General features: G+C 65.0%; 27 protein-coding genes. 18 read left to right on the top strand and 9 right to left on the bottom strand.

The features are described 5' to 3' along the window. The first annotated feature begins 16 nt into the window (after window positions 1-16). The 9 genes from fabD to AC3RCE_RS18370 all read left to right on the top strand — a co-directional run bounded on the left by fabD (window position 17) and on the right by AC3RCE_RS18370 (window position 8,051). Window positions 17-967 carry an ACP S-malonyltransferase gene (gene fabD, locus AC3RCE_RS18410; RefSeq protein ID WP_218295602.1) on the top strand — a complete coding sequence of 317 codons (951 nt, stop codon included), beginning with the start codon at window positions 17-19 and terminating at the stop codon, window positions 965-967. Next, window positions 964-1,710: a 3-oxoacyl-ACP reductase FabG gene (fabG, locus tag AC3RCE_RS18405; RefSeq protein ID WP_218295601.1), complete on the top strand. Its 747-nt coding sequence runs from the start codon at window positions 964-966 to the stop codon at window positions 1,708-1,710. Before fabD ends, fabG begins: the two co-directional genes overlap by 4 nt. Before the next feature lie 103 nt (window positions 1,711-1,813). Next, window positions 1,814-2,053, top strand: coding sequence for an acyl carrier protein (gene acpP / locus AC3RCE_RS18400; RefSeq protein WP_003058049.1), 240 nt, complete (start codon window positions 1,814-1,816; stop codon window positions 2,051-2,053). 48 nt (window positions 2,054-2,101) lie between these two features. Then, window positions 2,102-3,346, top strand: a complete 1,245-nt coding sequence (fabF, locus tag AC3RCE_RS18395) for a beta-ketoacyl-ACP synthase II (RefSeq protein ID WP_218295600.1) — start codon at window positions 2,102-2,104, stop codon at window positions 3,344-3,346. Window positions 3,347-3,481: 135 nt separating this feature from the next. After that, a complete protein-coding gene (locus tag AC3RCE_RS18390) occupies window positions 3,482-3,994 on the top strand; it encodes a hypothetical protein (protein WP_218295599.1) in 513 nt (170 codons plus the stop codon). Window positions 3,995-4,000: 6 nt separating this feature from the next. After that, window positions 4,001-4,627, top strand: a complete 627-nt coding sequence (gene rpoE, locus AC3RCE_RS18385; RefSeq protein ID WP_218295598.1) for an RNA polymerase sigma factor RpoE — start codon at window positions 4,001-4,003, stop codon at window positions 4,625-4,627. A 9-nt stretch (window positions 4,628-4,636) separates the two neighbouring features. Continuing rightward, window positions 4,637-5,305, top strand: a complete 669-nt coding sequence (locus tag AC3RCE_RS18380) for a sigma-E factor negative regulatory protein (RefSeq protein WP_218295597.1) — start codon at window positions 4,637-4,639, stop codon at window positions 5,303-5,305. A 231-nt stretch (window positions 5,306-5,536) separates the two neighbouring features. Beyond that, on the top strand, window positions 5,537-6,418 hold the full coding sequence (locus AC3RCE_RS18375; protein ID WP_369643006.1) for a MucB/RseB C-terminal domain-containing protein: 882 nt from the start codon (window positions 5,537-5,539) through the stop codon (window positions 6,416-6,418). A 166-nt stretch (window positions 6,419-6,584) separates the two neighbouring features. Next, complete coding sequence (locus tag AC3RCE_RS18370; protein ID WP_492255407.1) at window positions 6,585-8,051, top strand: Do family serine endopeptidase; 1,467 nt, start codon at window positions 6,585-6,587, stop codon at window positions 8,049-8,051. Window positions 8,052-8,171: 120 nt separating this feature from the next. Here the strand turns inward: AC3RCE_RS18370 and AC3RCE_RS18365 are convergent, their stop codons facing one another. Beyond that, a complete protein-coding gene (locus AC3RCE_RS18365; RefSeq protein ID WP_218340104.1) occupies window positions 8,172-8,570 on the bottom strand; it encodes a hypothetical protein in 399 nt (132 codons plus the stop codon). Here AC3RCE_RS18365 and lepA point away from each other — a divergent pair. From lepA to nagZ, 9 genes are all read left to right on the top strand, one after another. Then, window positions 8,560-10,368 carry a translation elongation factor 4 gene (lepA, locus tag AC3RCE_RS18360; RefSeq protein WP_218295594.1) on the top strand — a complete coding sequence of 603 codons (1,809 nt, stop codon included), beginning with the start codon at window positions 8,560-8,562 and terminating at the stop codon, window positions 10,366-10,368. The genes AC3RCE_RS18365 and lepA overlap by 11 nt on opposite strands. Further along, complete coding sequence (gene lepB / locus AC3RCE_RS18355) at window positions 10,368-11,342, top strand: signal peptidase I (RefSeq protein ID WP_369643004.1); 975 nt, start codon at window positions 10,368-10,370, stop codon at window positions 11,340-11,342. Before lepA ends, lepB begins: the two co-directional genes overlap by 1 nt. 39 nt (window positions 11,343-11,381) lie before the next feature. Further along, window positions 11,382-11,747: a DUF4845 domain-containing protein gene (locus AC3RCE_RS18350; RefSeq protein WP_218295592.1), complete on the top strand. Its 366-nt coding sequence runs from the start codon at window positions 11,382-11,384 to the stop codon at window positions 11,745-11,747. Next, window positions 11,747-12,430: a ribonuclease III gene (gene rnc, locus AC3RCE_RS18345; protein ID WP_218295591.1), complete on the top strand. Its 684-nt coding sequence runs from the start codon at window positions 11,747-11,749 to the stop codon at window positions 12,428-12,430. The genes AC3RCE_RS18350 and rnc overlap by 1 nt, the downstream gene beginning before the upstream one ends. Then, entirely contained in the window at window positions 12,427-13,431 is a 1,005-nt protein-coding gene (gene era / locus AC3RCE_RS18340) for a GTPase Era (protein WP_218295590.1), read from the top strand. Before rnc ends, era begins: the two co-directional genes overlap by 4 nt. Window positions 13,432-13,525: 94 nt before the next feature. Continuing rightward, window positions 13,526-14,290, top strand: a complete 765-nt coding sequence (gene recO / locus AC3RCE_RS18335) for a DNA repair protein RecO (RefSeq protein WP_218295589.1) — start codon at window positions 13,526-13,528, stop codon at window positions 14,288-14,290. Then, on the top strand, window positions 14,287-15,075 hold the full coding sequence (locus tag AC3RCE_RS18330) for a pyridoxine 5'-phosphate synthase (protein WP_492253634.1): 789 nt from the start codon (window positions 14,287-14,289) through the stop codon (window positions 15,073-15,075). The genes recO and AC3RCE_RS18330 overlap by 4 nt, the downstream gene beginning before the upstream one ends. A gap of 59 nt (window positions 15,076-15,134) precedes the next feature. After that, window positions 15,135-15,551 carry a holo-ACP synthase gene (acpS, locus tag AC3RCE_RS18325; protein WP_218340109.1) on the top strand — a complete coding sequence of 139 codons (417 nt, stop codon included), beginning with the start codon at window positions 15,135-15,137 and terminating at the stop codon, window positions 15,549-15,551. Window positions 15,552-15,603: 52 nt separating this feature from the next. Then, window positions 15,604-16,695 carry a beta-N-acetylhexosaminidase gene (gene nagZ, locus AC3RCE_RS18320; protein ID WP_218340110.1) on the top strand — a complete coding sequence of 364 codons (1,092 nt, stop codon included), beginning with the start codon at window positions 15,604-15,606 and terminating at the stop codon, window positions 16,693-16,695. Window positions 16,696-16,755: 60 nt separating this feature from the next. Here the strand turns inward: nagZ and AC3RCE_RS18315 are convergent, their stop codons facing one another. The 8 genes from AC3RCE_RS18315 to AC3RCE_RS18280 all read right to left on the bottom strand — a co-directional run bounded on the left by AC3RCE_RS18315 (window position 16,756) and on the right by AC3RCE_RS18280 (window position 24,818). After that, window positions 16,756-17,412 carry a mechanosensitive ion channel family protein gene (locus AC3RCE_RS18315; RefSeq protein WP_218295818.1) on the bottom strand — a complete coding sequence of 219 codons (657 nt, stop codon included), beginning with the start codon at window positions 17,410-17,412 and terminating at the stop codon, window positions 16,756-16,758. A 62-nt stretch (window positions 17,413-17,474) separates the two neighbouring features. Further along, window positions 17,475-18,500, bottom strand: coding sequence for a GGDEF domain-containing protein (locus AC3RCE_RS18310; protein ID WP_369643777.1), 1,026 nt, complete (start codon window positions 18,498-18,500; stop codon window positions 17,475-17,477). Window positions 18,501-18,581: 81 nt separating this feature from the next. Then, window positions 18,582-20,126 (bottom strand): lysine--tRNA ligase, encoded by a 1,545-nt coding sequence (gene lysS, locus AC3RCE_RS18305; protein ID WP_218295584.1) that lies wholly within the window; start codon window positions 20,124-20,126, stop codon window positions 18,582-18,584. Window positions 20,127-20,213: 87 nt separating this feature from the next. Further along, window positions 20,214-20,825 carry a sugar transferase gene (locus AC3RCE_RS18300; protein ID WP_218340111.1) on the bottom strand — a complete coding sequence of 204 codons (612 nt, stop codon included), beginning with the start codon at window positions 20,823-20,825 and terminating at the stop codon, window positions 20,214-20,216. A 1-nt stretch (window position 20,826) separates the two neighbouring features. Continuing rightward, window positions 20,827-22,002: a DegT/DnrJ/EryC1/StrS family aminotransferase gene (locus AC3RCE_RS18295; RefSeq protein ID WP_218340112.1), complete on the bottom strand. Its 1,176-nt coding sequence runs from the start codon at window positions 22,000-22,002 to the stop codon at window positions 20,827-20,829. A gap of 28 nt (window positions 22,003-22,030) precedes the next feature. Then, window positions 22,031-22,729, bottom strand: coding sequence for a class I SAM-dependent methyltransferase (locus tag AC3RCE_RS18290; RefSeq protein WP_492253633.1), 699 nt, complete (start codon window positions 22,727-22,729; stop codon window positions 22,031-22,033). Continuing rightward, window positions 22,726-23,757 (bottom strand): glycosyltransferase family 2 protein, encoded by a 1,032-nt coding sequence (locus tag AC3RCE_RS18285; protein WP_218295580.1) that lies wholly within the window; start codon window positions 23,755-23,757, stop codon window positions 22,726-22,728. The genes AC3RCE_RS18290 and AC3RCE_RS18285 overlap by 4 nt, the downstream gene beginning before the upstream one ends. 5 nt (window positions 23,758-23,762) lie before the next feature. After that, window positions 23,763-24,818 carry a glycosyltransferase gene (locus tag AC3RCE_RS18280; RefSeq protein ID WP_492253632.1) on the bottom strand — a complete coding sequence of 352 codons (1,056 nt, stop codon included), beginning with the start codon at window positions 24,816-24,818 and terminating at the stop codon, window positions 23,763-23,765. Between the last annotated feature and the right edge of the window lies 1 nt (window position 24,819).

Below are 24,819 nucleotides of genomic sequence, written 5' to 3'. Positions count from 1 at the left end.
TATTTCTGGATTTTTCATGAAATCTTTTGCATTTGTCTTTCCGGGGCAAGGCTCGCAATCGGTGGGCATGCTCGACGGATGGGGCGATCACCCGGTGGTCGTCCAGACCCTGCAGGAGGCATCGGATGCCCTGGGCGAGAACGTCGGCCTGTTGATCAAGGACGGCCCCAAGGAGGCGCTTGCGCTGACCACCAATACGCAGCCCGTGATGCTGGTGGCGGGGGTCGCTGCATGGCGCGTGTGGCGCGCGGAGGGCGGCGCGGCTCCCGTGGCTGTGGCTGGCCATTCGCTGGGCGAATATTCGGCGCTGGTGGCGGCGGGGGTGCTGACGCTGGCCCAGGCCGCGCCACTGGTGCGCCTGCGGGCGGCCGCCATGCAGGAGGCCGTGCCCGTCGGCACCGGAGCGATGGCGGCGATTCTGGGCATGGAAGCCTCCAAGGTCATCGCGGGCTGCGCCGAGGCGCTGGCTTCGCTGGGTGCGGGCACGTCCGAGGTGGTCGAGGCGGTCAATTTCAACGACCCCATCCAGACCGTCATTGCAGGGACCAAGGCTGGTGTCGACAAGGCCTGCGAAGTTCTCAAGGCGGCGGGTGCCAAGCGTGCATTGCTGTTGCCTGTCTCCGCACCCTTTCATTCCAGCCTGATGAAGCCCGCCGCCGAGAAGCTGCGGCTGGCGCTGGCGGATGTGGCGTTTGCCGTTCCCCAGATCCCTGTGCTGAACAACGTGGATGTCGCGGTTCGCCAGGACGCGGATGCGATCCGGGATGCGCTGTACCGGCAGGCCTTTGGCCCCGTGCGCTGGGTGGAATGCGTGCAGGCCCTCAAGGCGCGCGGCGTGACCCATATTGTTGAAAGTGGCCCTGGCAAGGTGCTGGCTGGCCTGACCAAGCGCATCGACCCCGAGTTGGTGGGTGGTGCAATGTTTGATCCGGCCACGCTGGCCGAAACCCGGGAGTTGCTGGCATGACGGAAACCTCATCGGCCGCGCAGGTGGCGTTGGTGACAGGCGCATCGCGCGGCATTGGCGCGGCCATTGCGCTGGAACTGGCTGTTCGTGGCTATCAAGTGGTGGGCACGGCCACGACCGACGAGGGGGCTGAGCGCATCAGCCAGGCCCTGTCGGCCTATCCGGGCTGCCGCGGCGCCAACCTGAACGTGAACGATGCGGCCGCCGTTGATGCGCTGCTGGATGCCATCGTCAAGCAGCAGGGCGGATTGCATGTGCTGGTGAACAATGCGGGCATCACCCGCGATACGCTGGCCATGCGCATGAAGGACGACGACTGGGACGCGGTGCTCGACACCAATCTCAAGGCCGTCTTTCGCGTGAGCCGTGCGGCGATCCGTCCGATGATGAAGCAGCGTTTTGGGCGCATCATCAGCATCACCAGCGTGGTGGGTGCCTCGGGCAATCCAGGCCAGGCCAACTACGCGGCCGCCAAGGCGGGCGTGGCCGGCATGGCGCGCGCACTGGCCCGCGAACTGGGCAGCCGCGGCATCACGGTCAACTGTGTGGCGCCGGGTTTTATCGAAACCGACATGACCTCCGTGTTGCCCGAAGACCAGCAAAAAGCGCTCAATGCGCAGATTCCCCTGGGCCACATGGGCAAGCCCGCAGACATCGCCCATGCGGTGGCCTACCTGGCTTCGCGCGAGGCTGGCTATGTCACCGGGCAGGAGTTGCATGTCAATGGCGGCATGTATATGTAATTGATGGAAGATAACGCCGGTTCATCCGGACGGCGGGCTGCTGAGGGGCTTCTCCTGAAGCAGCTAGAATCGCGGATTCATTCACAACCCCCAGAGGGAAACCATGAGCGATATCGAAGCACGCGTCAAAAAAATCATTGCCGAACAACTCGGCGTGGAAGAGTCCCAAGTCACCAATGAAAAGGCCTTCGTGGCAGACCTCGGTGCCGACTCGCTTGACACGGTGGAGCTGGTGATGGCGCTGGAAGACGAATTCGGCATCGAGATTCCGGATGAAGACGCCGAGAAGATCACCACGGTGCAAAACGCCATCGACTACGCCAATACCCACCAGAAGGCCTGAGCGGCGCTCTGCGCCTGACTCAAGCGATCAGCAGAAGGTTTTTTACGCATGAGCCGTCGTCGCGTTGTCGTGACCGGCCTGGGATGCGTCAGCCCCGTGGGCAACACGGTGGCCGAATCCTGGGCCAACCTCCTTGCCGGAAAATCCGGCATTGATCTCATCACCAAGTTCGACGCGTCGAACTTCGCCTGCAAGATCGCGGGGGAGGTCAAAGGTCTTGACCTGGAGTCGTACATCAGCGCCAAGGATGCGCGCGCGATGGACAGCTTCATTCATTTCGGCATCGCGGCAGCTGCGCAGGCGGTGCAGGATGCCGGCCTGCCCACGGGTGAGGCGCTCAGCGAAGAGTTCGCCACGCGCATTGCCTGTGTGATCGGATCGGGGATTGGTGGCCTGCCACTGATCGAGAACACCCACGCGGAACTGGTCAGCCGCGGCCCCCGTCGCATCACGCCGTTCTTCGTGCCGGCGTCCATCATCAACATGGTGGCGGGCCACGTGTCCATGCGCTTTGGCTTCAAGGGCCCCAACCTGGCGGTGGTCACTGCCTGCACCACGGGCCTGCACTGCATCGGCGAGGCCGGCCGGATGATCGAGTACGGCGATGCCGACGTGGTGGTCGCCGGTGGCACGGAATCCACCGTATCGCCGCTGGGCATCGGGGGGTTCGCGGCCATGCGTGCCCTGTCCACCCGCAACGACGACCCCAAGACAGCATCCCGCCCCTGGGACAAGGACCGCGATGGTTTTGTGCTGGGCGAGGGCGCCGGCGTGATGGTGCTGGAAGAATACGAGCATGCCAAAGCCCGGGGTGCCAAGATTTACGCAGAATTGAGCGGCTTTGGCATGAGTGCCGATGCCGGGCACATGACGGCCCCCAACATGGATGGCCCGCGCCGCGCCATGCTGAACGCCTTGCGCAATGCGGGCATGAATGCCGACCAGGTCGACTACCTGAACGCCCACGGTACTTCCACGCCCCTGGGTGACATCAACGAAACAAATGCCATCAAGGCGGCCTTGGGCGACCATGCCTACAAGACCGTGGTGAGTTCTACCAAATCCATGACCGGCCACTTGCTGGGCGGCGCGGGTGGTATCGAGAGCATCTTCACGGTGTTGGCGCTGCATGAGCAAAAGGTGCCGCCGACCATCAATTTGCTGAATCAGGATCCGGAGTGCGATCTGGATTACTGCGCCAACACGGCGCGTGACATGAAGATCGACGTGGCCGTCAAGAACAACTTCGGTTTTGGCGGCACCAACGGAACCCTGGTCTTCAAACGCGTCTGATCCTCTGGCACCACATCCTGCCGCGCTGGATGACAAGGCCTTTCTGCCTTGTTGTTGCCTTGAGCCCGAGGGCGGGCCCGCCGCGAAGCTGTGCCCCTGCTTGGGCCGTGGGCTTTTGGTGACCGGTGGCGCGCCATGGACGTGATCTCCTCGCGGCGGCCGCCGGCGGTGCTGTACCCCCTGCGGCGCAGCCGTGCCCTGGGCTGTGTGCTGGCTGGCGTGCTGCTGGCAGGCGCGGGCGGGCTCGGGGCGTGGTTCTTTCGAGGCTCGGGTGCGGGCTCCCTCTGGCCTGTTCTGGCCGGCGGCGGGCTCTGGCTCGTGGCCGCCGCCAGCGCACTGCACTTCTGGGTTCACCAGCTTTCTGGTGCCATTCGCTGGGACGGACAGTCCTGGGCTCTGGAGAGTGGGCAGCCCGGCGACACATTGGCGGCACTTTCCGCTTCCCCGGAAGTCCTTCTCGACGTGCAATCGCATCTGTGGCTGCATGCGCGGCCCGCGGGGCGCGGCCGCATCTGGCTGTGGCTGGAGCGTTCCACCCAGCCTGAACGTTGGATGGATCTGCGCCGTGCGGTATATTCGCGCCCCAGACCGGGCGCTGGCAACGCTGACGAAACCGCCCCGGCAGCAGCCGTGGGGCGTGAATCCTGAGTATCCATGACTGTAATTCCGCCTTCCCCTTCCGAAGACAGCGATCTCCAACTGGTGGAGCGCACGGTGGCGGGCGATCAGCGCGCCTATGAGCTACTGGTCATCAAGTACCAGCGCCGCATCGAGCGCCTCATTGGACGCATGGTGCGCGACACCGACCTCGTGCAGGACATCGCACAGGAGACGTTCATCCGTGCCTACCGCGCACTGCATCAGTTCCGCGGCGATGCGCAGTTCTATACCTGGCTCTACCGGATTGCCGTCAATACCGCCAAGAAGGCGCTGATGGACATGAAACGCAATCCCGTCATTTCGGAGAATGCGCTGCGAGGGAATGAGGATGAAGATGAAACTTCCCGCCTCGGACACGAACTAACCAGCGAAGAAACCCCCGAAACCGTGCTCGCGGCCCGAGAAATCGCGCAAGCCGTCAATGCGGCCATGGAGGCATTGCCCGAAGATCTGCGCCAGGCGGTGACCTTGCGCGAGATCGAGGGATTGAGTTACGAAGAGATCGCAACGGCCATGGATTGCCCCATTGGCACGGTGCGGTCCCGGATTTTCCGGGCGCGTGAGGCCATTTCGGCAAAAGTGCGCCCCTTGCTTGAAAACCAGTCGGGCAAACGGTGGTGAGGTAATGAAATGAACAAGGCTGTACGTAGCGATGGATTGGCAGAGGGCGCCGTGGTGAATGAGATGCACAGGCGCGAACAGTTGTCTGCACTGGCCGATGGCCAGTTGCAGGGGGATGAGTTGGCTGATGCCCTGGCCTACGCGGAGCAAGCCGAGGGGCATGCGGCGTGGCAGCTCTACCACCTAGTGGGTGACGTATTGCGTTCGTCCGATCTGGCGCGGCCCTCCAGCCCGGATTTCATGGCACGGCTGCGCGATGAGCTCGCCAAGGAAGGGCCTGCCCTGGGCGTTCAGCCCCCGGTGCAGGTGGCAGTGGTGGCTCCCGTGATGGAGAGTGCCGCCAATGCGTCCGTCTTCCGCTGGAAGATGGTCGCTGGTTTTGCGTCGCTGGCGGCGGTGGCCGCGATTGGATGGACCTCCTTGGCCAGCCTGCAAGGCACTGGTGCGGCGGGTCCGTCGGGCGGTGCCCAGCTCGCTCTTGCGCCGGAATCCGCTCCCAGCACCGCTGGCACGCCCGTGGTGGCCGTGGCGGATGCCGAAGGTGGGGCACAGGTGATGATTCGCGATCCCCGCCTGGACGAGTTGCTGGCGGCGCACAAGCAGTTTGGCAGCACTTCCGCCCTGCAGATGCCCGCGGGCTTCCTGCGCAATGCGACATTTGAGACACCCGGCCGCTGAGTCAAGGATGGCTCTTTGTGCTGAGACCGTGCGATGACCAATACAAGGGTTGCGGGCAATAGCGTGATTGCGCCATGTCGGTGGTTCAGGTCCGGGTGGGTGGCGGTGCTTCTGTGCGTGGCGGGGCTTTCCGCCGCGATGGGGGAGGCGCAACCGGAAAAGTCGCCTCGTCCGTTGGGAGACGCGGCCCCGGTGCCCGCGGCGCGCACCATCGTGCAATGGATTGAGCGCATGCACAGCGCGCCCTGCATCCGGCCCTATGCGGGAACCTTCGTGGTGCTTGCAGCGTCGGGCGCGATGGCCAGTTCGCGCATCTGGCACGCCTGTGAAGGGCAGCAGCAGATGGAGCGCGTGGAGGCGCTGAGCGGCACGCCGCGGACTATTTTCCGGCGCGATGACGAGGTGCGCACTTTCTGGCCCCAGTCCCGGGTGGTCCGCTCGGACCGCCGCGAAGCCTCGGGGCAGTTTCCGCGCGTTCCTGTGGTCAACGGTACGTCGATCTCCCAGTTCTATGTCTCGCGTTCGGTGGGGCAGGAGCGGGTGGCGGGTTTTGTCGCGGACGTGGTGTGGTTCAAGCCGGTGGACTCCCTGCGTTTCGGCTACAGGCTGTGGAGCGAGCGGGACACCGGCCTTGTCGTGAAGCTGCAGACACTGGCTGCGGATGGCCGCGTTCTGGAGCAGGCCGCCTTTTCAGAGCTGGATCTGAATGCGCCCGTGCGAGTGGAGCAGCTCTCGCGCCTGATGGATGCCACGGAGGGCTACAAGGTCGTGGCACCGGCCGTGGTCAAGACCACCGCGTCGGCAGAGGGGTGGGCTTTGCGCCAGCCGGTCGCGGGATTTGTTCCGGTGAGTTGCCATCGGCGCGCGGTGTCTGCCGCGGACGATGCCCAGGGCATTCTGCAATGCCTGTACTCCGATGGCCTCGCGTCGGTCTCGCTGTTCGTGGAGCCGTTTGATCCCCAGCGGCACCCGGCGCAGCCCCAGGTGTCGAGCATGGGCGCCACCCAATTGCTGGCGATGCGGGTCTTGCCCGATGTGTGGCTCACCGCGGTCGGAGAGGTACCGCTGCAGACCCTTCGTCTGTTTGCCGGGCAACTGGAGCGCACCCGCTGATTGCACGGCTGCCACTCCGTGGGGTGGCGGGCCGCTGCGGGTTGCGGCCTGCCCTTCAGAGGGGCATGCAGACAGCACGTCAGCGCGGGAACCAAATGGCCGCACACTCTTCACAGTTACATACAGTTTGATGACTGCGTTCGTCACAATTCACGAAAGGTCGATGATGCCGAAGTTCGATGGAAATGCGCTGCGCTCCGTAGCATTTGCGTGCATGTTCGCCGGGGTTGCCGGTGGAGCGTTTTTGCCCCAGGCCGCCTTCGCGCAGCCCGCCGCAGCTGTGCGTGGCCTGCCAGACTTTACCGACCTGGTGGACCAGGTGGGCCCGTCCGTGGTCAACATACGGACCGTGGAAAAGGCGTCGAGCCGCGCGAGCGCGAATGGCATGGACGAGGAAATGCTGGAGTTCTTCCGCCGTTTCGGAGTGCCGATTCCCAACGTGCCGAGGCAGCAGCGCCCGCAGCGGCCCCAGGACGACGAGCAGCCCCGTGGCGTGGGCTCGGGCTTCATCCTGACCACGGACGGGTTTGTCATGACGAACGCGCATGTCGTGGAGGGGGCCGATGAAGTGATCGTCACGCTGACCGACAAGCGTGAGTTCAAGGCCAAGATCATCGGCGCGGACAAGCGCACGGACGTGGCCGTGGTCAAGATCGAGGCCACCGGGCTGCCCGCAGTGAAGGTGGGTGATCTGGGACGCCTGCGTGTCGGAGAGTGGGTCATGGCGATTGGCTCGCCTTTCGGGCTGGAGAACACGGTGACCGCGGGCATCGTCAGTGCCAAGCAGCGCGATACCGGCGACTACCTGCCCTTCATCCAGACCGACGTGGCCATCAACCCTGGGAACTCGGGGGGGCCCCTGATCAACATGCGCGGCGAGGTGGTGGGGATCAACAGCCAGATCTATTCGCGCTCGGGTGGATTCATGGGTATTTCGTTTGCCATCCCGATGGATGAAGCCATCCGGGTGAGCGAACAATTGCGCGCGTCCGGGCGGGTCACGCGGGGTCGCATCGGCGTGCAGATCGGACAGGTCACCAAGGACGTGGCGGAATCGATTGGCCTGGGCAAGGCGCAGGGGGCCCTGGTGACCGGCGTGGAGGCTGGATCGCCGGCAGACAAGGCCGGGGTGGAAGCGGGGGACATCATCACCCGTTTCGATGGCAAGACCATCGAGAAGGTGGCTGATTTGCCCCGGCTGGTGGGCAACACCAAGCCCGGCACCAAGAGCACCATGACCGTATTCCGCCGGGGCGCTTCGCGGGATCTGGGCATCACCATTGCCGAGATCGAGCCTGACAAGCCCGCGGCCGCCAAAGCGGCAGAACGGGAAGAGAAGCCCAAGGCATCGGCCGCTGCGCAGCAAATCGGGCTGGCGGTGATTGAACTTTCCGATGTGCAGAAGAAGGAACTCAAGGTCAAGGGCGGGGTACTGGTGGCGACCGCCACGGAGGCTGCCGCGCGTGCCGGCCTGCGCGAAGGTGACGTGATTCTTGCGATCGCAAACACCGAGGTATCGGGGGTCAAGGAGTTCGAAGCCGTGCTGGCAAAGGCGGACAAGAGCAAGGCTATCAATGTGCTGTACCGACGTGGAGAGTGGGCGCAATATGCCTTGATCCGGCCCGGACGCTGAGGCGTCGGATGTGCGGGTGGGGGCGCCTGGGCGGCGATTCCCCACTTTTGCAATGGGCTATTTGACCGCGGCGAAAGGTTTTTTGGCGTTTTTGCTGGAACCTCTCCGAAGGCATGAATGTTAGCTTTTGCTAACTTTTTCAAGGTCTATCAACTGGATTCGATAGAATAGAGGCTCCTGTTCAACGCTAATCTGTATATTGGCCAGGCGCGGATTCACGATGCGGGATGCGCTGGTGCAATGCACAGCTGATCCACAGCTCACCCACAAGTTGTCCAGCGTTGTTGTTGTGCAGACTGTGAATAAGTTGTGAATAAAAGCCCTGTTGCACCCTGGCAACTCCCCCTGGATGCAGTCGTATGGGCTTTTTCCTGCGGGCTTTTTGCCTACAATGAAGCTCCAACTATCGCAGTTGCCAATGATTGTTGGTTCAGGGCGCGTCGCCATTCGACGCGCCCTTTTTTCTTGTGTGCTCCGTTTTAATTCAATCACTTGACGCTTTCCGTTGATGAACCACATCAGAAATTTTTCCATCATTGCGCACATCGACCATGGCAAGTCGACGCTCGCTGATCGCTTGATCCAGCGCTGTGGCGGCCTTGCGGACCGTGAGATGGAGGCCCAGGTTCTGGACTCGATGGACATCGAAAAGGAGCGTGGGATAACCATCAAGGCGCAGACGGCGGCACTGCAATACAAGGCACAGGATGGCCAGGTCTACAACCTCAATCTGATCGACACGCCGGGTCATGTGGACTTCTCGTATGAAGTGAGCCGCTCGCTGTCTGCCTGCGAGGGCGCGTTGCTGGTGGTCGATGCATCCCAGGGCGTCGAAGCCCAGACGGTCGCGAACTGCTACACGGCGCTGGACCTGGGTGTCGAGGTCGTGCCGGTGCTCAACAAGATGGATCTGCCCAATGCGGATCCGGACAACGCCAAGGCCGAGATCGAGGACGTGATCGGCATCGACGCCACGGATGCCATTCCATGTTCCGCCAAGACGGGCATGGGCATCGAGGAGATCCTGGAAGCCATCGTCGCCAAGGTGCCCGCGCCGCGCGGCAATGCGCAGGGTCCGCTGCGGGCCATGATCATCGACAGCTGGTTTGACAGCTATGTCGGCGTCGTGATGCTGGTGCGCGTGGTGGACGGGCGGCTGCTCAAGGGCGAGCGCATCAAGATGATGGCCAGTGGCGCCGTGTACAACGCCGACAACCTGGGGGTGTTCACGCCCGCCAACGAGCCGCGCAATTCGCTGGATGCGGGGCAGGTGGGCTACATCATCGCGGGCATCAAGGAGCTGCAGGCCGCCAAGGTCGGCGACACGATCACGCTGGAAAAGAAGCTGCCCAACAACGCAGGCCCCGCCGCCGAGGCCTTGCCCGGCTTCAAGGAAATCCAGCCGCAGGTTTTCGCGGGGCTGTACCCCACCGAAGCGAGCGAGTACGACTCGCTGCGCGATGCGCTGGAAAAGCTCAAGCTCAACGACGCCTCGCTGCACTACGAACCCGAAGTGAGCCAGGCGCTGGGCTTTGGTTTTCGTTGCGGATTCCTCGGGCTCCTGCACATGGAAATCGTGCAGGAGCGCCTGGAGCGAGAGTTCGACCAGGACCTCATCACCACGGCGCCCAGCGTGGTCTACCAGGTGGTCAAGGCCGATGGCGAAGTGATCATGGTCGAGAATCCCTCCAAGATGCCGGACCAGGGGCGGCTGGAGGAGATCCGCGAGCCCATCGTCACGGTGCATCTGTACATGCCGCAGGACTATGTGGGCCCGGTGATGACACTGGCCAACCAGAAGCGCGGCGTGCAGATGAACATGGCATACCACGGCCGCCAGGTGATGCTCACCTACGAAATGCCGCTGGGCGAAATCGTGCTCGACTTCTTCGACAAGCTCAAGTCGGTGTCGCGCGGCTATGCCTCCATGGACTACGAGTTCAAGGAATACCGCGCCTCCGATGTGGTGAAGGTCGACATCCTGCTCAACGGTGAAAAGGTCGACGCGCTGTCCATCATCGTGCACCGCTCGCAATCGCAGTACCGCGGACGTGCCGTGGTCGCCAAGATGCGCGAGATCATCAGCCGCCAGATGTACGACGTGGCCATTCAGGCCGCCATCGGTGCCAACATCATTGCGCGCGAAACCATCAAGGCATTGCGCAAGAACGTGCTGGCAAAATGTTACGGCGGTGATATCACCCGCAAGCGCAAGCTCCTCGAGAAGCAGAAAGCAGGTAAGAAACGCATGAAACAGATTGGATCGGTCGAGGTGCCCCAGGAGGCCTTCCTGGCCATTTTGCAGGTGGAAGACTGATGCAGGCCATGCAGATTCTCACCTCTGTGGTGCTGGCCGCATTTGGCGGGTATATCGGCGCTTGGTACTTTGGGGCCGTGGAAGGCAACTTTGCCCTGCTGTTGTTCCTGGCCACGGTGGTCACGGGTGCCTACTGGCTGGCCGAGCGGCTGTACTTTTTGCCGCAGCGCCGCCGGGCGGCCCAGGCCGTGGAAGATGCCGCGGTGCAGCGCCGCGCCGAACTGGACCGCATGGGCATCCAGAAAGTTGATGTGGATGTCCAGGAAGCCAAGGGGAGGCTGCTCATGCAGCCCTGGTGGCTGGACTGGACCGCAGGACTGTTCCCGGTGATCGTCGCGGTGTTCCTGCTGAGGTCATTTCTGTTCGAGCCTTTCAAGATTCCGTCGGGTTCCATGATTCCCACGCTGCTGGTGGGCGACCTGATCCTGGTGAACAAGTTCACCTACGGTATCCGCCTGCCGGTCATCCACACCAAGATCACCGAAGGCACCAAGCCTGCGCGGGGGGATGTGCTGGTGTTTCGCTACCCGCCGCAGCCCAGCCTGGACTACATCAAGCGGGTGGTCGGAGTGCCGGGGGACGAGGTCGCCTACCTCAACAAGCGCCTCACGATCAACGGCCAAGCCGTGGATACCAAGGCAGCGCCGGATTTCTTCGAAGAGGATTCGATGCGCTACTTCAAGCAGTTTGAAGAGCAACTGGGCCCGCAGCCGCATCGCTTGCTGAACAACCCCGATGTTCCTGCCTTCGTGCAGGGCGCGAGCAATTTTGCCTACCGGCAAAACTGCCGCTACAGTGTCGAAGGCGTCGTCTGCAAGGTGCCGGAAGGCCACTATTTCATGATGGGGGACAACCGGGACAACTCGCTCGATTCGCGCTACTGGGGATTCGTTCCAGAAGGCAATATCGTCGGGAAGGCCTTTTTTGTCTGGATGAATTTCGGTAACCTCAAGCGCATCGGTTCATTCCACTAAGCCACGGCCGTCAAGGCAAACAAGGAGAGGGAATACATCATGGTGAAAGTCCATCGCGTGGCCAGCCGGTCGCGCCAGCGCGGATTGTCTTTTTTTGGTCTGGTCTTCATTGGTGTCCTGGCTGTGGCCGTTTTCGCCATTGGCGGCCAGTCGGTCCCCATTTTTCTTGAATATGTGGCCATTAAAAAAGCCGTTGAAAAGGCCAAAGTAGAAAGCTCCGTGGCTGGTGTTCAGGCGGCGTTTGACCGCGCAGCGGCAATTGACAACATTGCCTCCATCCAGGGCAAGGACCTGGAGGTGGGCAAGCGTGGCGACAAGGTCGTGGTGTCCTACAAGTACTCCCGCGAAATCGCGCTGGCGGGTCCGGCCTATCTTGTCTACCGCTTTGAAGGACACACAAACTAGTGCACGCCGGCCTTCAAGCGCTGCAGTCCCGCCTGCAGCATGTTTTTTCCGATCCATCCCTTCTCCAGCGCGCCACCACGCACCGCAGCTTTTCGGCCGACCATAACGAGCGGCTGGAGTTTCTGGGTGATTCCGTGTTGAATCTGGCGGTCGCAAGCCTGCTCTATCGGCAATTGTCGGCCTTGCCGGAAGGCGATTTGTCCCGTGTCCGTGCCAACCTCGTCAAGCAGGACACCCTGCACCAGCTGGCGCTGGGCCTCAAGATTTCCGAGGTGCTGCGTTTGGGGGAGGGGGAGTCCAAATCCGGCGGCCAGCAGCGGCCGTCCATCCTGGCCGATGCGCTGGAGGCGCTCATCGGCGCGGTGTACCTTGACGCGGGGTATGGCAGCGCGGAGGCGCTGGTGCACCGCCTGTTCCAGGGTGTCGAGATCAACCCGCAGATGCAGGCGGCGTCCAAGGATGCCAAAACCGCGTTGCAGGAGTGGCTCCAGGGCCGCAAAATGAAGCTGCCGCAGTACCGCGTGGTGGCGACGGTCGGGGCGGCGCACCGCCAGACCTTCGATGTCGAATGCGACATTCCCGAGTTGGGCCTGACCGAGCGTGGCATCGGCGGCTCCCGCCGGGCCGGCGAGCAGGCCGCAGCGGTGGCCATGCTGGCCACATTGAAAGCAAAGAATCTATGAATGATGCTACCAAAGACGTAGCTGGTGACGAAGGTGCAGCAAGCGCAGGGGCGCAAAATGACCTGGAGGCCATGCTCGCGGCGGCGGGCGCCCCCGCGGCCGTCCCCGGCCAGCGCTGCGGCGTGATCGCCATCGTGGGCAAGCCCAACGTGGGCAAGTCCACGCTGCTCAATGCGCTGGTGGGGCAGAAGATCAGCATCACCTCGCGCAAGGCGCAGACCACGCGCCACCGCATCACCGGCATCCGCACCCGCGAGCAGACGCAGTTCATTTTCGTGGACACGCCGGGCTTCCAGACGCGCCACGCCACCGCGCTCAACAAGTCCCTGAACAAGACCGTGATGGGGGCGATCGGCGACGTGGACCTGATCCTGTTCGTGGTGGAGGCCGGCAACTTCACGCTGGCCGATGCCAAGGTACTCTCGCTGTTCAAGCCCGGCATTCCCACGCTCCTGGTGGCGAACAAGCTCGACATGGTGCACCGCCGCGCGGAGATCGCGCCCTGGCTCAAGAGCATGCAGGAGCGCCATCCGTTCACCGAATTCGTGCCCATGTCGGCTAAGAACAAGGGCGACATCGAGCGCCTTTTCGGCATCTGCGAAAAATACCTGCCCGAGCAGGGCTGGTGGTACGGCGAGGACGAACTGACCGACCGCAGCGAGAAATTCCTGGCCTCCGAAACCGTGCGCGAAAAGCTGTTCCGCTTCACCGGGGATGAACTGCCCTACACCTCCACCGTCGTCATCGACAAGTTCGAGGAAGAGGCGAGCAAGCAGCACAAGCGACTGGTCAAGATCGCCGCCACCATCGTGGTGGAGCGGGACAACCACAAGATGATGGTCATCGGCGACAAGGGTGAGCGGCTCAAGCGCATCGGTACCGAGGCGCGGCAGGAGCTGGAAAAGCTCATGGATGCCAAGGTGTTCCTGGAGCTGTGGGTCAAGGTCCGCTCCGGCTGGGCTGACGATGAAGCCCGGGTGCGTTCCTTCGGCTACGAGTAAGTGCATGCCATCAGCGCCCGCTGCCCGCCGGGTGGCCGGCGTTGGTTGAGCCGCCGCCACACTCCATCCTCACGCCTACCCCTGCGACCCCCACGTGGCTGCCGCCAAGCGCATCTCCGATGAACCTGCCTTCGTGCTGCACAGCTACGACTGGAGCGAGTCCAGCCTGATCCTGGAGGTCTTCAGCCGCCACTACGGCCGTGTCGCCCTGGTGGCCAAGGGCGCGAAGAAGCCCAGCTCCAACTTCCGACCGGTGCTGCTGCCGCTGCAGCCCCTGCTGCTGACCTACACCCTGGCCGGCAATGGCGACGCGGACATCCACGCGCTCAAGGGCGCCGAGTGGGTGGGCGGCCACGTGATGCCCACGGGCGACGCCCTGCTGTCGGGCCTGTACCTCAACGAACTGCTGCTGCGCCTGCTGGCCCGCGCGGACCCGCACGCCGCGCTGTTCGACGCCTACGCGGGCGTGGTGCGGGTGTTGGCCAGCGAGCATGGCGACGCCCTGGAGCCCGTGCTGCGCAGTTTCGAACTGCTGCTGCTGCGCGAGATCGGCCTGTTGCCGAGCCTCGACGTTCAGACCATGACCCTGGCCCCCCTGCAGGCCGGCACGCGCTACACGCTGGTCCCCGAAGGAGGCCTGCGCGCTGCCTCGGCGGTCGAGCGGGGCGGGCTGCCGGGCAGCCAGTGGCAGGCATTGCAGCGGGCGCTGGACGATGCCGCCAGCTATACCGCCACACTGCGGGCCTGCGTTGCCGTCTCGGCCGAACTCAAGCCCCAGCTGCGGGCCCTGCTGCAATACCATTGCGGCAGCCCGACGCTGCGCACCCGCCAGCTCATGATCGACCTGCAGGCCCTATGAACCAGCCACACCGCCCCTCGCACCCGACCACCGCCCTGTCGGTCAACGTCAACAAGGTCGCCCTGGTGCGCAACACGCGCCACCTGGGCATTCCGAGCGTCACGCGCGCGGCCGAGCTGTGCCTGCGGGCGGGCGCGCAGGGCATCACCGTGCATCCCCGGCCCGACGAGCGGCACATCCGCGGCCAGGACGTGTTCGAGCTGGCCGCCTTGATGAAGGCCTGGCCCGATCGCGAATACAACATCGAAGGCAACCCGTCGCAGAACCTGATGGACTTCATCCGCCAAGTGCGCCCCCACCAGGCGACCTTCGTGCCCGACAGCGAAGACCAGTTCACCAGCGACCACGGCTGGAGCTTTCCGCAGGATGCCGGGCGCCTGGCGCCTCTGATCGCCGAGTGCAAGGCACTGGGTGTGCGCGTGAGCCTGTTCATGGACCCGGTGCCGGAGCAGATGGCCGCCGCCAGGGCGGTGGGCGCTGACCGGGTGGAGCTGTACACCGAGCCCTACGCCGCCGCCTGGGAGACTCCGCAGCAAGCCTTTGAGCTTCAGCGCTACGCCGCGGCCGCACAGGCCGCGCTGGATGCGGGCCTGGGCGTGAATGCGGGCCACGACCTCAACCGCGACAACCTCGCCGCCTTCGTGCGCGGCGTGCCCGGCGTGCGGGAGGTCTCGATTGGGCATGCACTGATCGCCGACGCGCTGGAGCTGGGCTACGCCGCCACGGTGTTGGCCTACCTGGGCTGCATCCGGTCGGGTTTCGCGGCACAGGCAGATAACTCCTGATTTGATAGCTGCTTGCGCTTGATAGATAAGCGCTAGCAGCCAATTTGATTCAACAAAACATGATCTACGGCATTGGCACCGACATCTGCGACGTGCGCCGCATCGCGGCCAGCCTGGAGCGCCACGGCGAACGCTTTGCCCAGAAGGTGCTGGCCGACGGCGAACTGGCCACCTGGCGCGAGAGGAGCAGCCGCTGGCCCGACCGGGGCCTGCGCTACCTGGCCACGCGCTTTTCCGCCAAGGAAGCCTTCAGCAAGGCCATCGGCCTGGGCATGCGCATGCCCATGACCTGGCGCCACTGCGAGGTCGCCAAGCTGCCATCCGGCCAGCCAGTCATCGTGCTGCACGGCGCGCTCAAGGAATGGTTCGAGGCCCGGGGGCTGCAGGCGCACCTGAGCGTGACCGACGAGACCGACTACGCCGCCAGTTTCTGCGTGGTCGAGAGGGCTGAAGAAAAATCGGCATCCAGCGCTTGATTGGCAAGCGCTGATAGCTATTATTTGCATAGCAAAATCATTCTTGAAACCCATGACCGAACACGCACCCCTTATCCTCGACGTGGCTGGCAAAGAGCTGACCAGCGCTGACCGCCGCCGCCTCGCGCACCCGCTGACCGGCGGCATCATCCTGTTTGCCCGCAACTGGGAGAACCGCGCGCAGCTGCTGCAGCTCACGAGCAGCATCAAGGCCGTGCGCGACGACCTGCTGATCTGCGTGGACCACGAAGGCGGCCGCGTGCAGCGCTTTCGCACCGATGGCTTTACGCACCTGCCGCCCATGCGCGCGCTGGGTGATATGTGGATGGACGACGGCAAAGGCGCCAAGGCCGTGCCCGGCAGCGGCGCGCTGCGTGCGACCAATGCGGCCACGGCGGCGGGCTATGTGCTGGGCGCCGAGCTGCGCGCCTGCGGTGTGGACTTCAGCTTCACGCCCGTGCTCGACCTCGATTGGGGTGAAAGCGGTGTGATCGGCGACCGCGCCTTTCACCGCGACCCGCGCGTGGTGGCGCTGCTCGCCAAGAGCCTCATGCATGGTCTGCTGCAGGCCGGCATGGCCAACTGCGGCAAACACTTTCCCGGCCATGGCTTCGTCAAGGCCGACTCGCACACCGAGGTACCCGTGGACAAGCGCAGCCTCAAGGCCATCCTGGCCGACGACGCCGCCCCGTACCCCTGGCTCAGCAGCACGCTCACCAGCGTGATGCCGGCCCATGTGATCTACCCCAAGGTCGACAGCCGCCCCGCGGGTTTCTCGCAGCGCTGGCTGCAGGACATCCTGCGCCGCCAGATGCGCTTTGATGGCGCGATCTTCAGCGACGACCTCAGCATGGAAGGCGCACGCCGCCTGGACGGCCAGGTGGTCGGCTACACCGATGCGGCCGTGGCGGCGCTCCAGGCCGGCTGCGACCTCGTGCTGCTGTGCAACCAGAGCGTGGGCGATGGCCGCGCGGTGGATGAACTCATCGCCGGCCTGGACCAGGCCCGCGCCCAGGGCCGCTGGCAGCCGAGCGTGGACAGCGAGTCTCGCCGTCTGGCGCTGCTGCCCGAAACCTTGCCCCAGGCGTGGGACGAGCTGATGTACCAGCCCGCCTACCTGCAGGCGCTCGACCTGCTGCCCTGACGCAGAGCAACCGCTTGCGCGCGGCCTGGCGCAGGGCAGTGCCGCGCCCGGTTGGTTGCGCTATGGCGTGTTGAAAGGCCCGGGCGTGACCGGTGGCGGGGCCGCCGGCGCACTTTCCGCGGCATGCGCAGCGCTGGCGGGGGGCGCGGGCGGCGGTGGCACCCCCTGGAATCTGCGCACCACCCGCTGAAACACCAACGCATTCGGAATCTGCAACCAGGCCACCTGGCCCGCTGCTGCGCCATGGTCCTCCAGCGTGGTGTACAGCAGGTTGATGTCCACCACCCGGCCCTTGGCGCCCGGTTTCTCCGCGGTGTCCAGCACCTCGATGTAGTCGCCGATGCGAAAGGGCCGTACCGTGAAGATGAGCAGCGCGCAGAACAGGTTGGAGAGCACGCTCCACGCGGCAAAGAACGCCACGGCGCCCACCGTGGCGAAGCCCGTGAATGCCGTCCAGAGCACGGTGGCGGACACTCCCATGCGCTCGAGCACCAGCAGCAGGGCGCCCGCCACGATGAACCAGCGGATGAGCCCATTCATGGGCACGACCAGCTCGTCGGGCACCTGGTAGTGCGCACTGGCGCGGCGCACGATGCGGCGCAGCATGCGCTGCAGCAGCCAGGCGACAAACAGGATCAGCAGGATCTGCGTGCCGGGGATGATGACTTCCAGCCAGTCCTGCACCCAGTCGGGCAGGCGGGCCTTCAGGATTTGCATGCGCGAAACGGCGGTGCGCGCGCTGCGCTCGGTGGCGTCGAACGAGAAGGCGGAAAAGAAACTCAATTGCGCAATTGCTCCACGGTGTCCATCTGCATTTCAAAGCTGAAGAAGCGGTTGCGGCCCTGGGCCTTGGCGGCATACAGGGCCTGGTCGGCGCGCATGATCATGCTTTCGGCATTGGTGCTGTCGTCGGGCACGCAGGTGGTGATGCCGCCCGACAGTGTCAGGATGCTGCCCAGTGGCGAATCCGCATGCGGTATGGCGCGGACCTTGAGCAGCTGCGCCAATGCCCTTGCAAAGGTCATCGCGCCCGAGCGCGGCGTGTTCGGCAGGATGAGTGCGAATTCCTCGCCGCCATAGCGCGAAGCCACATCCCTGGGGCGCACGCAGACCTCGCGCAGCAGGCGGCCCACCTCTTTCAGGCAGGCATCGCCCTGCACATGCCCGCTGGCATCGTTGAACAGCTTGAAGTGGTCCAGGTCGCACAGCATCAGCGTGAGCGGCGTGGCATCGCGGCGTGCGGCCAGGATCTCGTTGTGCAGGATGCGGTCGAAGCCGCGGCGGTTGACCAGGCCGGTCAGCGCGTCGACCTCGACCATTTCGTTGAGGCGCTGGTTGGCCAGGTGCAGCTCGGCCGATACCGACACGAGCCTGCGGCGCATGTCCAGCAGCCGCCGCATGGCCCGCAGCTTGGCCATCAGCACGATGGGCCTCACGGGCTTGACCAGGTAGTCATCGCCCCCCACTTCGATGCCGCGCCAGACGTCGAGCTCGTTGTCCAGGCCCGACAGGAAGATGATGGGCGTCCAGTCGCCGGCCTCGCTCTCGCGCATCTGCTGCGCCACCCAATAGCCATCCTTGCCGGGCAGCTTGATGTCCAGCAGCACCAGGTCGGGCCGGTGGGCCTTGAACAGGTGCAGTGCCGCGCTGCCCTCCGGGGCCTCGAAGATGGCGGACACGCCCGCGCGCCGCAGTTCGGCCACCAGCGCGGCCCGCACGGAGCCCTGGTCCTCGACCACCAGCACCGAAAAGCCTGCGCCCGCGGGCAGTGGCGCGTTGGCCGGATAAGGGGCGGTGCTGGAGATGAATGGCACGGTGGCTCCTGGTGTGTCCTGTGAAACGGCGCGATCAGGCGGACGTGGCGGCCGGGCGCTGCGGATGCGGTCTCAGGACTCCCGGCGCAGCGCTGGGAAAAGAATCACGTCGCGGATGCTGGGGCTGTCGGTCAGCAGCATCATGAGGCGGTCGATGCCGATGCCGCAACCCCCCGTGGGGGGCATGCCGTATTCCAGCGCCCGCACGAAGTCATGGTCGTAGAACATGGCCTCGTCGTCGCCGCTGTCCTTGGCGGCCACCTGGGCATGGAAACGCGCGGCCTGGTCTTCGGCATCGTTCAGCTCGCTGAAGCCGTTGCCGAACTCGCGGCCCGTGATGTACAGCTCGAAACGCTCGGTGACCTCGGGACGGGCATCGTTGGCGCGTGCCAGTGGCGAGATCTCGGTCGGGTGCTCCATGATGAACGTCGGCTGCCAGAGCTTGTCTTCCACCGTTTCTTCGAAATACAGCACCTGCAGGCTGGCCAGCGTGCGTGCCGAGAGCTTGTCCTTCTCCTCGGTCATGCCCAGCTTCTTGAGCGCGCTGACCAGCCACGCGGCATCGTCCACGTGGGCGCCGGCTTCGGTGTACTGGAAGATCGCTTCGCGGATGGTCAGGCGCGCGAACGGCTGCGTCAGGTCCACGGCGCGGCCCTGGTAGGTCATTTGCAGCGAGCCCGTGGCCTTGAGCGCCACTTCGCGGATCAGCGTCTCGGTGAAGTCCATCAGGTCCAGGTAGTTCCAGTACGCCGCGTAGAACTCCATCATGGTGAACTCGGGGTTGTGGCGCACCGAGATGCCCTCGTTGCGGTAGCTGCGGTTGATCTCGAATACCCGCTCGAAACCGCCCACGATCAGGCGCTTCAGGTACAGCTCGGGCGCGATGCGCAGGTACATCTCCTGCTCCAGCGCGTTGTGGTGCGTGACGAACGGCTTGGCATTGGCGCCGCCCGGGATGGGGTGCAGCATGGGCGTTTCGACTTCAAGGAAGCCGTGGCCCACCATGAACTCGCGCAGGCCGCTCACCGCCTTGCTGCGCGCCATGAAGCGCTTGCGGGCCTGCTCGTCGGTAATCAGGTCCACATAGCGCTGGCGGTACTTCTGCTCCTGGTCGGCCATGCCGTGGAACTTGTCGGGCAGGGGGCGCAGGCTCTTGGTCAAGAGGCGCAGGCCGGTCACCTTGACCGACAGCTCGCCCGTCTTGGTCTTCATGAGCGTGCCTTCGGCGCCCACGATGTCGCCCAGGTCCCAGTGCTTGAAGGCGGCATACAGCTCTTCGCCCACGGCGTCGCGGGTCACGTAAAGCTGGATGCGCCCGCCCACGTCGCCCAGCGAGCCATCCTGCACCGTGGCAAAACTGGCCTTGCCCATGACGCGCTTGAGCATCATGCGGCCGGCCACCGAGACGTTCACCGGCGTGGCTTCCAGGGCCTCGTTCGTGGCAGCGCTGTGCTCCAGGTGCAACTGGGCGGCCTTGTGGCCGGGCTTGAAGTTGTTGGGGAAGGCAACGCCACCGCCGTTGGCCTGGGCCTCGCGCAGAGCGCGGAGCTTTTCGCGGCGCTCGGCGATGAGCTGGTTTTCGTCCTGGGGAGCGGGGGCGTGGTTTTGGTCTGACATAGGTGCCGTCGGTGCGGGGGCGTGAAATTTTGGGGCTGGGTTCAGCCAAACCCCTGATTTTATCGGCTACGGGGTGCCGACTGGTCCTTATCCCCTGGACGGACGGTCGCTCCACAGCGCGGATGCCGTTCCGGCGATGATCTTCAGGTCGGTCCAGAGCGTGTGCGAGCGGGCGTAGTCGGCGGCGTAGCGGAGCTTGATGGGCAGGATCTGCTCCACGTAAGTGCGCTCCGGATCGCCGCTCTGGCCCAGCAAGGTGCTTTCGTCGCGGAATTCGATGGAGGCGCGGTCTGTGATGCCCGGCCGCACGCTGAGCACCAGTTCCCGCACGGAATCCGGGTAGAGCGCGACATAGTGCGGCACCTCAGGCCGGGGGCCGACGAGGCTCATGTGGCCCAGCAGCACGTTGAAAAGCTGGGGCAATTCATCGATCTTGGTGCGCCGCAGCCAGTGGCCGGCCCGGGTAATGCGGGCATCGGCCCCTACGGTAATCGCCGGGCCCAAGGCTTCGGCGCGCGGGTGCATGGTGCGGAACTTGTAGATGCGGAACAACCTGCCTGCGCGGCCCACGCGCTGCTGGCGAAAGAATGCTGGACCGGGCGAATCCCGCACCACCCACAGTGCCACGGCCAGCAGCACGGGGGCGAGCAGCAGCAAGCCGAGGGCAGCAAAGAAAAGGTCGAACAGCCGCTTGGGCATGTCAGCGCAGCACCTCGTGCAGCGCTGCAATCACGCGGTCCTGGTCGCTGTCACTCATGGCGGTGAACAAGGGGATGCTGATCATGGCCTGGTAGGCTGCATCGGCCTGGGGGAACATGGCGGGCGTCAATTGGTACCGGTCGCGCCAGTACGGGTGCCGGTGCAGCGGCACATAGTGCACGCTGGTGCCGATGCCCCTGTCCGACAGTGCCTGGATGACCTCGTCACGCCCCAGTGGCGCGTCCGCCCGCAGCCGGATGACATAGAGGTGCCACGCATGGGTGTCGCCTGGTGGCGCAGTGGCTGGCAAGGTCAGGGGCAGGGGCGCCAGCTGTTCGTGGTAGCGGATTGCCAGGTCTTGCCGTCGCTGCACGAATTGCGGCAGCCGCGCCAGTTGCTCCACGCCCATGGCGGCTGCAACGTCCGTCATGTTGTACTTGAATCCCGGAGCCACCACCTCGTAGTACCAGGCGGGCGTCTTGGACGTGAAGCGGTCGAAGGCATCCCGGTTCATGCCGTGCAGGCGCATCACGCGCATGCGCTTGGCGAGCTCCGGGTCGCGCGTCATCGCCATGCCGCCTTCTCCGGTGGTGATGGTCTTGTTGGCGTAGAAGCTGAACACCGTGACATCGGACTGCAGTTGTCCCACCAGGGTGCCGCGCCAGGTGGTGGGCAAGGCATGGGCTGCGTCTTCCACCACCTTGAGCTGGTGTTCTTTGGCGATGGACAGGATGGCGTCCATGTCGCAGGCCAGGCCCCCGTAGTGCACGGGCATGATGGCTTTTGTTCGGGGCGTGATGGCGGCGCGCACCTTGGCCGGGTCGATGTTGAGGGTCACCGGGTCCACATCCACCAGTACCGGTTCGGCGCCCAGGTAGCGCACCACCTCCACGGTGGCGGTGAAGGTCAGTGTGGGCGCGATCACCTCGTCGCCGGGGCCGATGCCCAGGGCTTCCAGCGCAAGGTGCAGACCCGCCGTGGCGGAGTTGACGGCAAGGCTCTGGAGCCCGCCGCCCCCCAGGAAGGCGGCGAATGCCTGCTCGAACTCCTTGGTCTTGGGCCCGGTCGTGACCCACCCCGAAAGCAGGGCTGCGCTGACGGCATCGATTTCCGCAGCACCGATATCGGGGCGGGCGAACGGCAGGAAGGGCAGGTCAGGGGAAGAAGGGTGGGGCATGGAGGGCGTCCAGACGGGCAGGCGGTGCTCAGCGGGGCTTCACGGCCCAGGTCAGGCGGTGGGTGCGCAGGAACCAGAGCAAGGTGGATGCGGGAGGAATCATCGGTGGGGGCAGGCACCGCGCGAGCGGGGGCGCCAGGGTAAGGCGGCACGAGTGTATCTGCGCGGCGGGAAACAGCGTTTTCAATTCGCGCAGGGGCATGCCTCGCACATCGGCATTGGCAGGGTTGTTGACGACAAAGTCATAGACCAGCACTCCGCCGCCGGGCGCGACCCATTGCCAGATCGCCTGGGCCAGATGGCGGCGATAGCCCTCGTCGAGCAAAGAGCTGAAGAGCGTGAAGGCGAGCACGGCATCCTGGCTGGCAGGCTGCACCGGGGCCAAGACGGCATCTCCTTCCACAATGGCCGCGTCCGCTGGCAGCGAGGCGCGCGCTGCGGCGGCTCGTTCGGGAAGAAGCTCCAGGCCCGTCAGGCAGGCGGGGGTGGCACCCAGCCGCACCAGGTCGTGCAGATTGCCCGCGCTTCCGCAGCCAACTTCCAGCATCGGCCGGTGGGCCAGGCTGCTCCAGCCGTGGGCCTGCCAGATGCCTGCCATGGTACGGAGGCGCTCCTGCTGCGCCTGCAGCGCCGCCGCATTGGCATACAGGCTGTAGCGCGCTTCATCGGCCGCTGGGTCTCGCCGTGCGTAGCGGGCCTTGACGGCCTGGGGTTCGTTGTCGGTCATCGCGTGATGCGTGCAAAGTCGGAGGAAGGCGCGCGCGAGCGTGCAACGTCCCACAGCCCTCGCCAGGTGCCCAGGCCGTAGCCCACATGAAACGCCGCAATCGTCGCCGGGAGGCGGGGCAGCAGCCCCCAGTTGCGGGCCGATCGGGCTGCCGCCACCGATGCCGCCAGAAGATAGGTTGCGTAGGCGAGGCCCAGCGCGGCCCCGGGCCAGGCGGACCAGGGCAACACCACGGCGCTGGCCACCGCGCTGGCCACAAATGCTGCAGGCACCAGCTGCCGCACGGAGCCTGGCTGCCCATGTTTGCGCATCACAAAAGGCCGCCAGTAGCCGTACTGCCGTTGTTGCGCGAACAGGTGCCTGAGCGAATTGCGCGGGTGGTAGGTGGAATGGATGAGCCGGCTCTGCCAGATGCGTGCCCCCCCCAGGCGCATGCGCAGGTTGTGCTCGTCGTCCTGGTTGCGCACCAGGGCTTCGTCAAACAGTCCGAACCGGTCAAACACGCTGCGGGGCCAGCATCCCAGGTAGACGGTATCCACCTCGCCTTCGTACTGGTCATCGCGCGAGCGCGCGCCGCCCACCACCCAGCGGCACTGGAAGGCGGCGGCGACGGCGGCCCCGGCGGGCCCGGTTCCCCGGGCCACCCACGGGCCGCCCACGTTGTCGGCGCGGGTGCGTTCGAGCGCCTCGATGCACTGCGCAAGGTAGTCGGGGGCAAACTGGCTGTGCACGTCCATGCGGGCAATGGTGCCGCCCCGCGCGCGGGCAATGCAGGCGTTGAGCCCGGTGGAGACAATGCGGCCGGGGTTGTCCACCAGGACGAGCCGTGGGTCCGCAGCACAGCGCTGCAGGAGGTGCTCGCGCGTGCCGTCATCGCTGTCGCCGTCTGCAATCAGCACTTCCATGCGCCAGCCCGCCGGGAGTTGCTGGCGAAGGGCGGAGTCGCAGAATGCGTCAATGTGCTGGCGCTCGTTGCGGCACGGCACGATCACGCTGATCAGGTTGTCCAATTCAAGGCCTTGGGGCATGGGGTTCAAGGTGTATGGAGCAACTGCTGGTACAGCGCGTGCATGCGGTTCATCTGTACCGCGCGGTCGCCGTCCTGGGCGATGCGGGTGGCATTGTGCAGGCCGGCTTGTTCCGCCAGGGTGTCGTTGGCGATCAGGGCTTCCAGCCGGGCGGCGAGCGCTGTGGCGTTCCCCGCCTCAACCAGCCACTGCGGGTCGATCCAGTGCCGGTTGGCCTGCAGTTCGCTGGCGACCACCGCGAGGCCACACGCCATGCTCTCCAGCATGGCGACGGATGTTGCGTCACTGCTGGGCACCGAGACAGATATCTTGCCTTCGCCCAGTACCCGGGTCATGCCCGCATCATCGAGTCGGCCGTGGAACTGCACCTTGTTGTCCAGCTGCGCCTTGTGCACCTGGCTGCGCAGGGCGCTTTCCATGCTGCCTCCTCCGAGCAGGTGCAAGCGCAGGTCGGCCGAGGGCAACCGCGCCTGCAGAAGAGCGAATGCCTCGATGATGGTGTCGATGTTGTAGTTGGGTTCCCAGGCGCGCAGGCTCACCAGCTGGCTGCCTTGCTTGTGGCTCCAGGGAACGGGGTGGAAGCGCTGCAGTTCCACCCCCCAGTGGATTTCCTCGGCGGTGCAGCGGGGTCGGAATTGGGCCACTGCGCTCATCAGGCTGGCGGAGTCGCCGGTGATGAGGTCGGCCTGGCGCAGTATCCAGCCGGTCAGCCAGCGCATCCAGGCGCTCTTGCCGGGGGTCACCAACAGGTCGCTTCCCCAGGCGGTCATTACCACCGGATGTTTGCCGCAACGTGCGGCCAGATAGCCGTAGGAGGTGACGTAATGGGCATGCAGGAGGTCGGGGGCCAGTTCGGCCACGTGGCGCCTGGTTTCCCGGACACGGAACAGCCAGTCGAGCGAGCGGTGCACGGGCCGGATGGCCCGCACGGTGACGCCATCGATGGACGCGGGGCGTGCCGTGATCAGCGAAACGCGGTAGCCACGCTGGAGCATTTCCCGCGCCCACCGCTGAACATGGGGGCTGGTGGCATCACCCAGGAGGCACAGGTGTGTTGCCATG

Source organism: Acidovorax sp. GW823-FHT05D11, assembly GCF_058795695.1.
Note: the sequence above shows the minus strand (reverse complement) of the source record. Positions and strands in the feature narration are given on the sequence as shown.

What these genes read in the sequence shown, in the direction of transcription:
- fabD (WP_218295602.1), top strand. Translation starts at nt 17, where the DNA reads ATGAAATCTTTTGCATTTGTCTTTCCGGGGCAAGGCTCGCAATCGGTG.
- fabG (WP_218295601.1), top strand. Translation starts at nt 964, where the DNA reads ATGACGGAAACCTCATCGGCCGCGCAGGTGGCGTTGGTGACAGGCGCA.
- acpP (WP_003058049.1), top strand. Translation starts at nt 1,814, where the DNA reads ATGAGCGATATCGAAGCACGCGTCAAAAAAATCATTGCCGAACAACTC.
- fabF (WP_218295600.1), top strand. Translation starts at nt 2,102, where the DNA reads ATGAGCCGTCGTCGCGTTGTCGTGACCGGCCTGGGATGCGTCAGCCCC.
- AC3RCE_RS18390 (WP_218295599.1), top strand. Translation starts at nt 3,482, where the DNA reads ATGGACGTGATCTCCTCGCGGCGGCCGCCGGCGGTGCTGTACCCCCTG.
- rpoE (WP_218295598.1), top strand. Translation starts at nt 4,001, where the DNA reads ATGACTGTAATTCCGCCTTCCCCTTCCGAAGACAGCGATCTCCAACTG.
- AC3RCE_RS18380 (WP_218295597.1), top strand. Translation starts at nt 4,637, where the DNA reads ATGAACAAGGCTGTACGTAGCGATGGATTGGCAGAGGGCGCCGTGGTG.
- AC3RCE_RS18375 (WP_369643006.1), top strand. Translation starts at nt 5,537, where the DNA reads ATGCACAGCGCGCCCTGCATCCGGCCCTATGCGGGAACCTTCGTGGTG.
- AC3RCE_RS18370 (WP_492255407.1), top strand. Translation starts at nt 6,585, where the DNA reads ATGCCGAAGTTCGATGGAAATGCGCTGCGCTCCGTAGCATTTGCGTGC.
- lepA (WP_218295594.1), top strand. Translation starts at nt 8,560, where the DNA reads ATGAACCACATCAGAAATTTTTCCATCATTGCGCACATCGACCATGGC.
- AC3RCE_RS18365 (WP_218340104.1), bottom strand. Translation starts at nt 8,570, where the DNA reads ATGTGGTTCATCAACGGAAAGCGTCAAGTGATTGAATTAAAACGGAGC.
- lepB (WP_369643004.1), top strand. Translation starts at nt 10,368, where the DNA reads ATGCAGGCCATGCAGATTCTCACCTCTGTGGTGCTGGCCGCATTTGGC.
- AC3RCE_RS18350 (WP_218295592.1), top strand. Translation starts at nt 11,382, where the DNA reads ATGGTGAAAGTCCATCGCGTGGCCAGCCGGTCGCGCCAGCGCGGATTG.
- era (WP_218295590.1), top strand. Translation starts at nt 12,427, where the DNA reads ATGAATGATGCTACCAAAGACGTAGCTGGTGACGAAGGTGCAGCAAGC.
- AC3RCE_RS18330 (WP_492253634.1), top strand. Translation starts at nt 14,287, where the DNA reads ATGAACCAGCCACACCGCCCCTCGCACCCGACCACCGCCCTGTCGGTC.
- acpS (WP_218340109.1), top strand. Translation starts at nt 15,135, where the DNA reads ATGATCTACGGCATTGGCACCGACATCTGCGACGTGCGCCGCATCGCG.
- nagZ (WP_218340110.1), top strand. Translation starts at nt 15,604, where the DNA reads ATGACCGAACACGCACCCCTTATCCTCGACGTGGCTGGCAAAGAGCTG.
- AC3RCE_RS18315 (WP_218295818.1), bottom strand. Translation starts at nt 17,412, where the DNA reads ATGCAAATCCTGAAGGCCCGCCTGCCCGACTGGGTGCAGGACTGGCTG.
- lysS (WP_218295584.1), bottom strand. Translation starts at nt 20,126, where the DNA reads ATGTCAGACCAAAACCACGCCCCCGCTCCCCAGGACGAAAACCAGCTC.
- AC3RCE_RS18300 (WP_218340111.1), bottom strand. Translation starts at nt 20,825, where the DNA reads ATGCCCAAGCGGCTGTTCGACCTTTTCTTTGCTGCCCTCGGCTTGCTG.
- AC3RCE_RS18295 (WP_218340112.1), bottom strand. Translation starts at nt 22,002, where the DNA reads ATGCCCCACCCTTCTTCCCCTGACCTGCCCTTCCTGCCGTTCGCCCGC.
- AC3RCE_RS18290 (WP_492253633.1), bottom strand. Translation starts at nt 22,729, where the DNA reads ATGACCGACAACGAACCCCAGGCCGTCAAGGCCCGCTACGCACGGCGA.
- AC3RCE_RS18285 (WP_218295580.1), bottom strand. Translation starts at nt 23,757, where the DNA reads ATGCCCCAAGGCCTTGAATTGGACAACCTGATCAGCGTGATCGTGCCG.
- AC3RCE_RS18280 (WP_492253632.1), bottom strand. Translation starts at nt 24,818, where the DNA reads ATGGCAACACACCTGTGCCTCCTGGGTGATGCCACCAGCCCCCATGTT.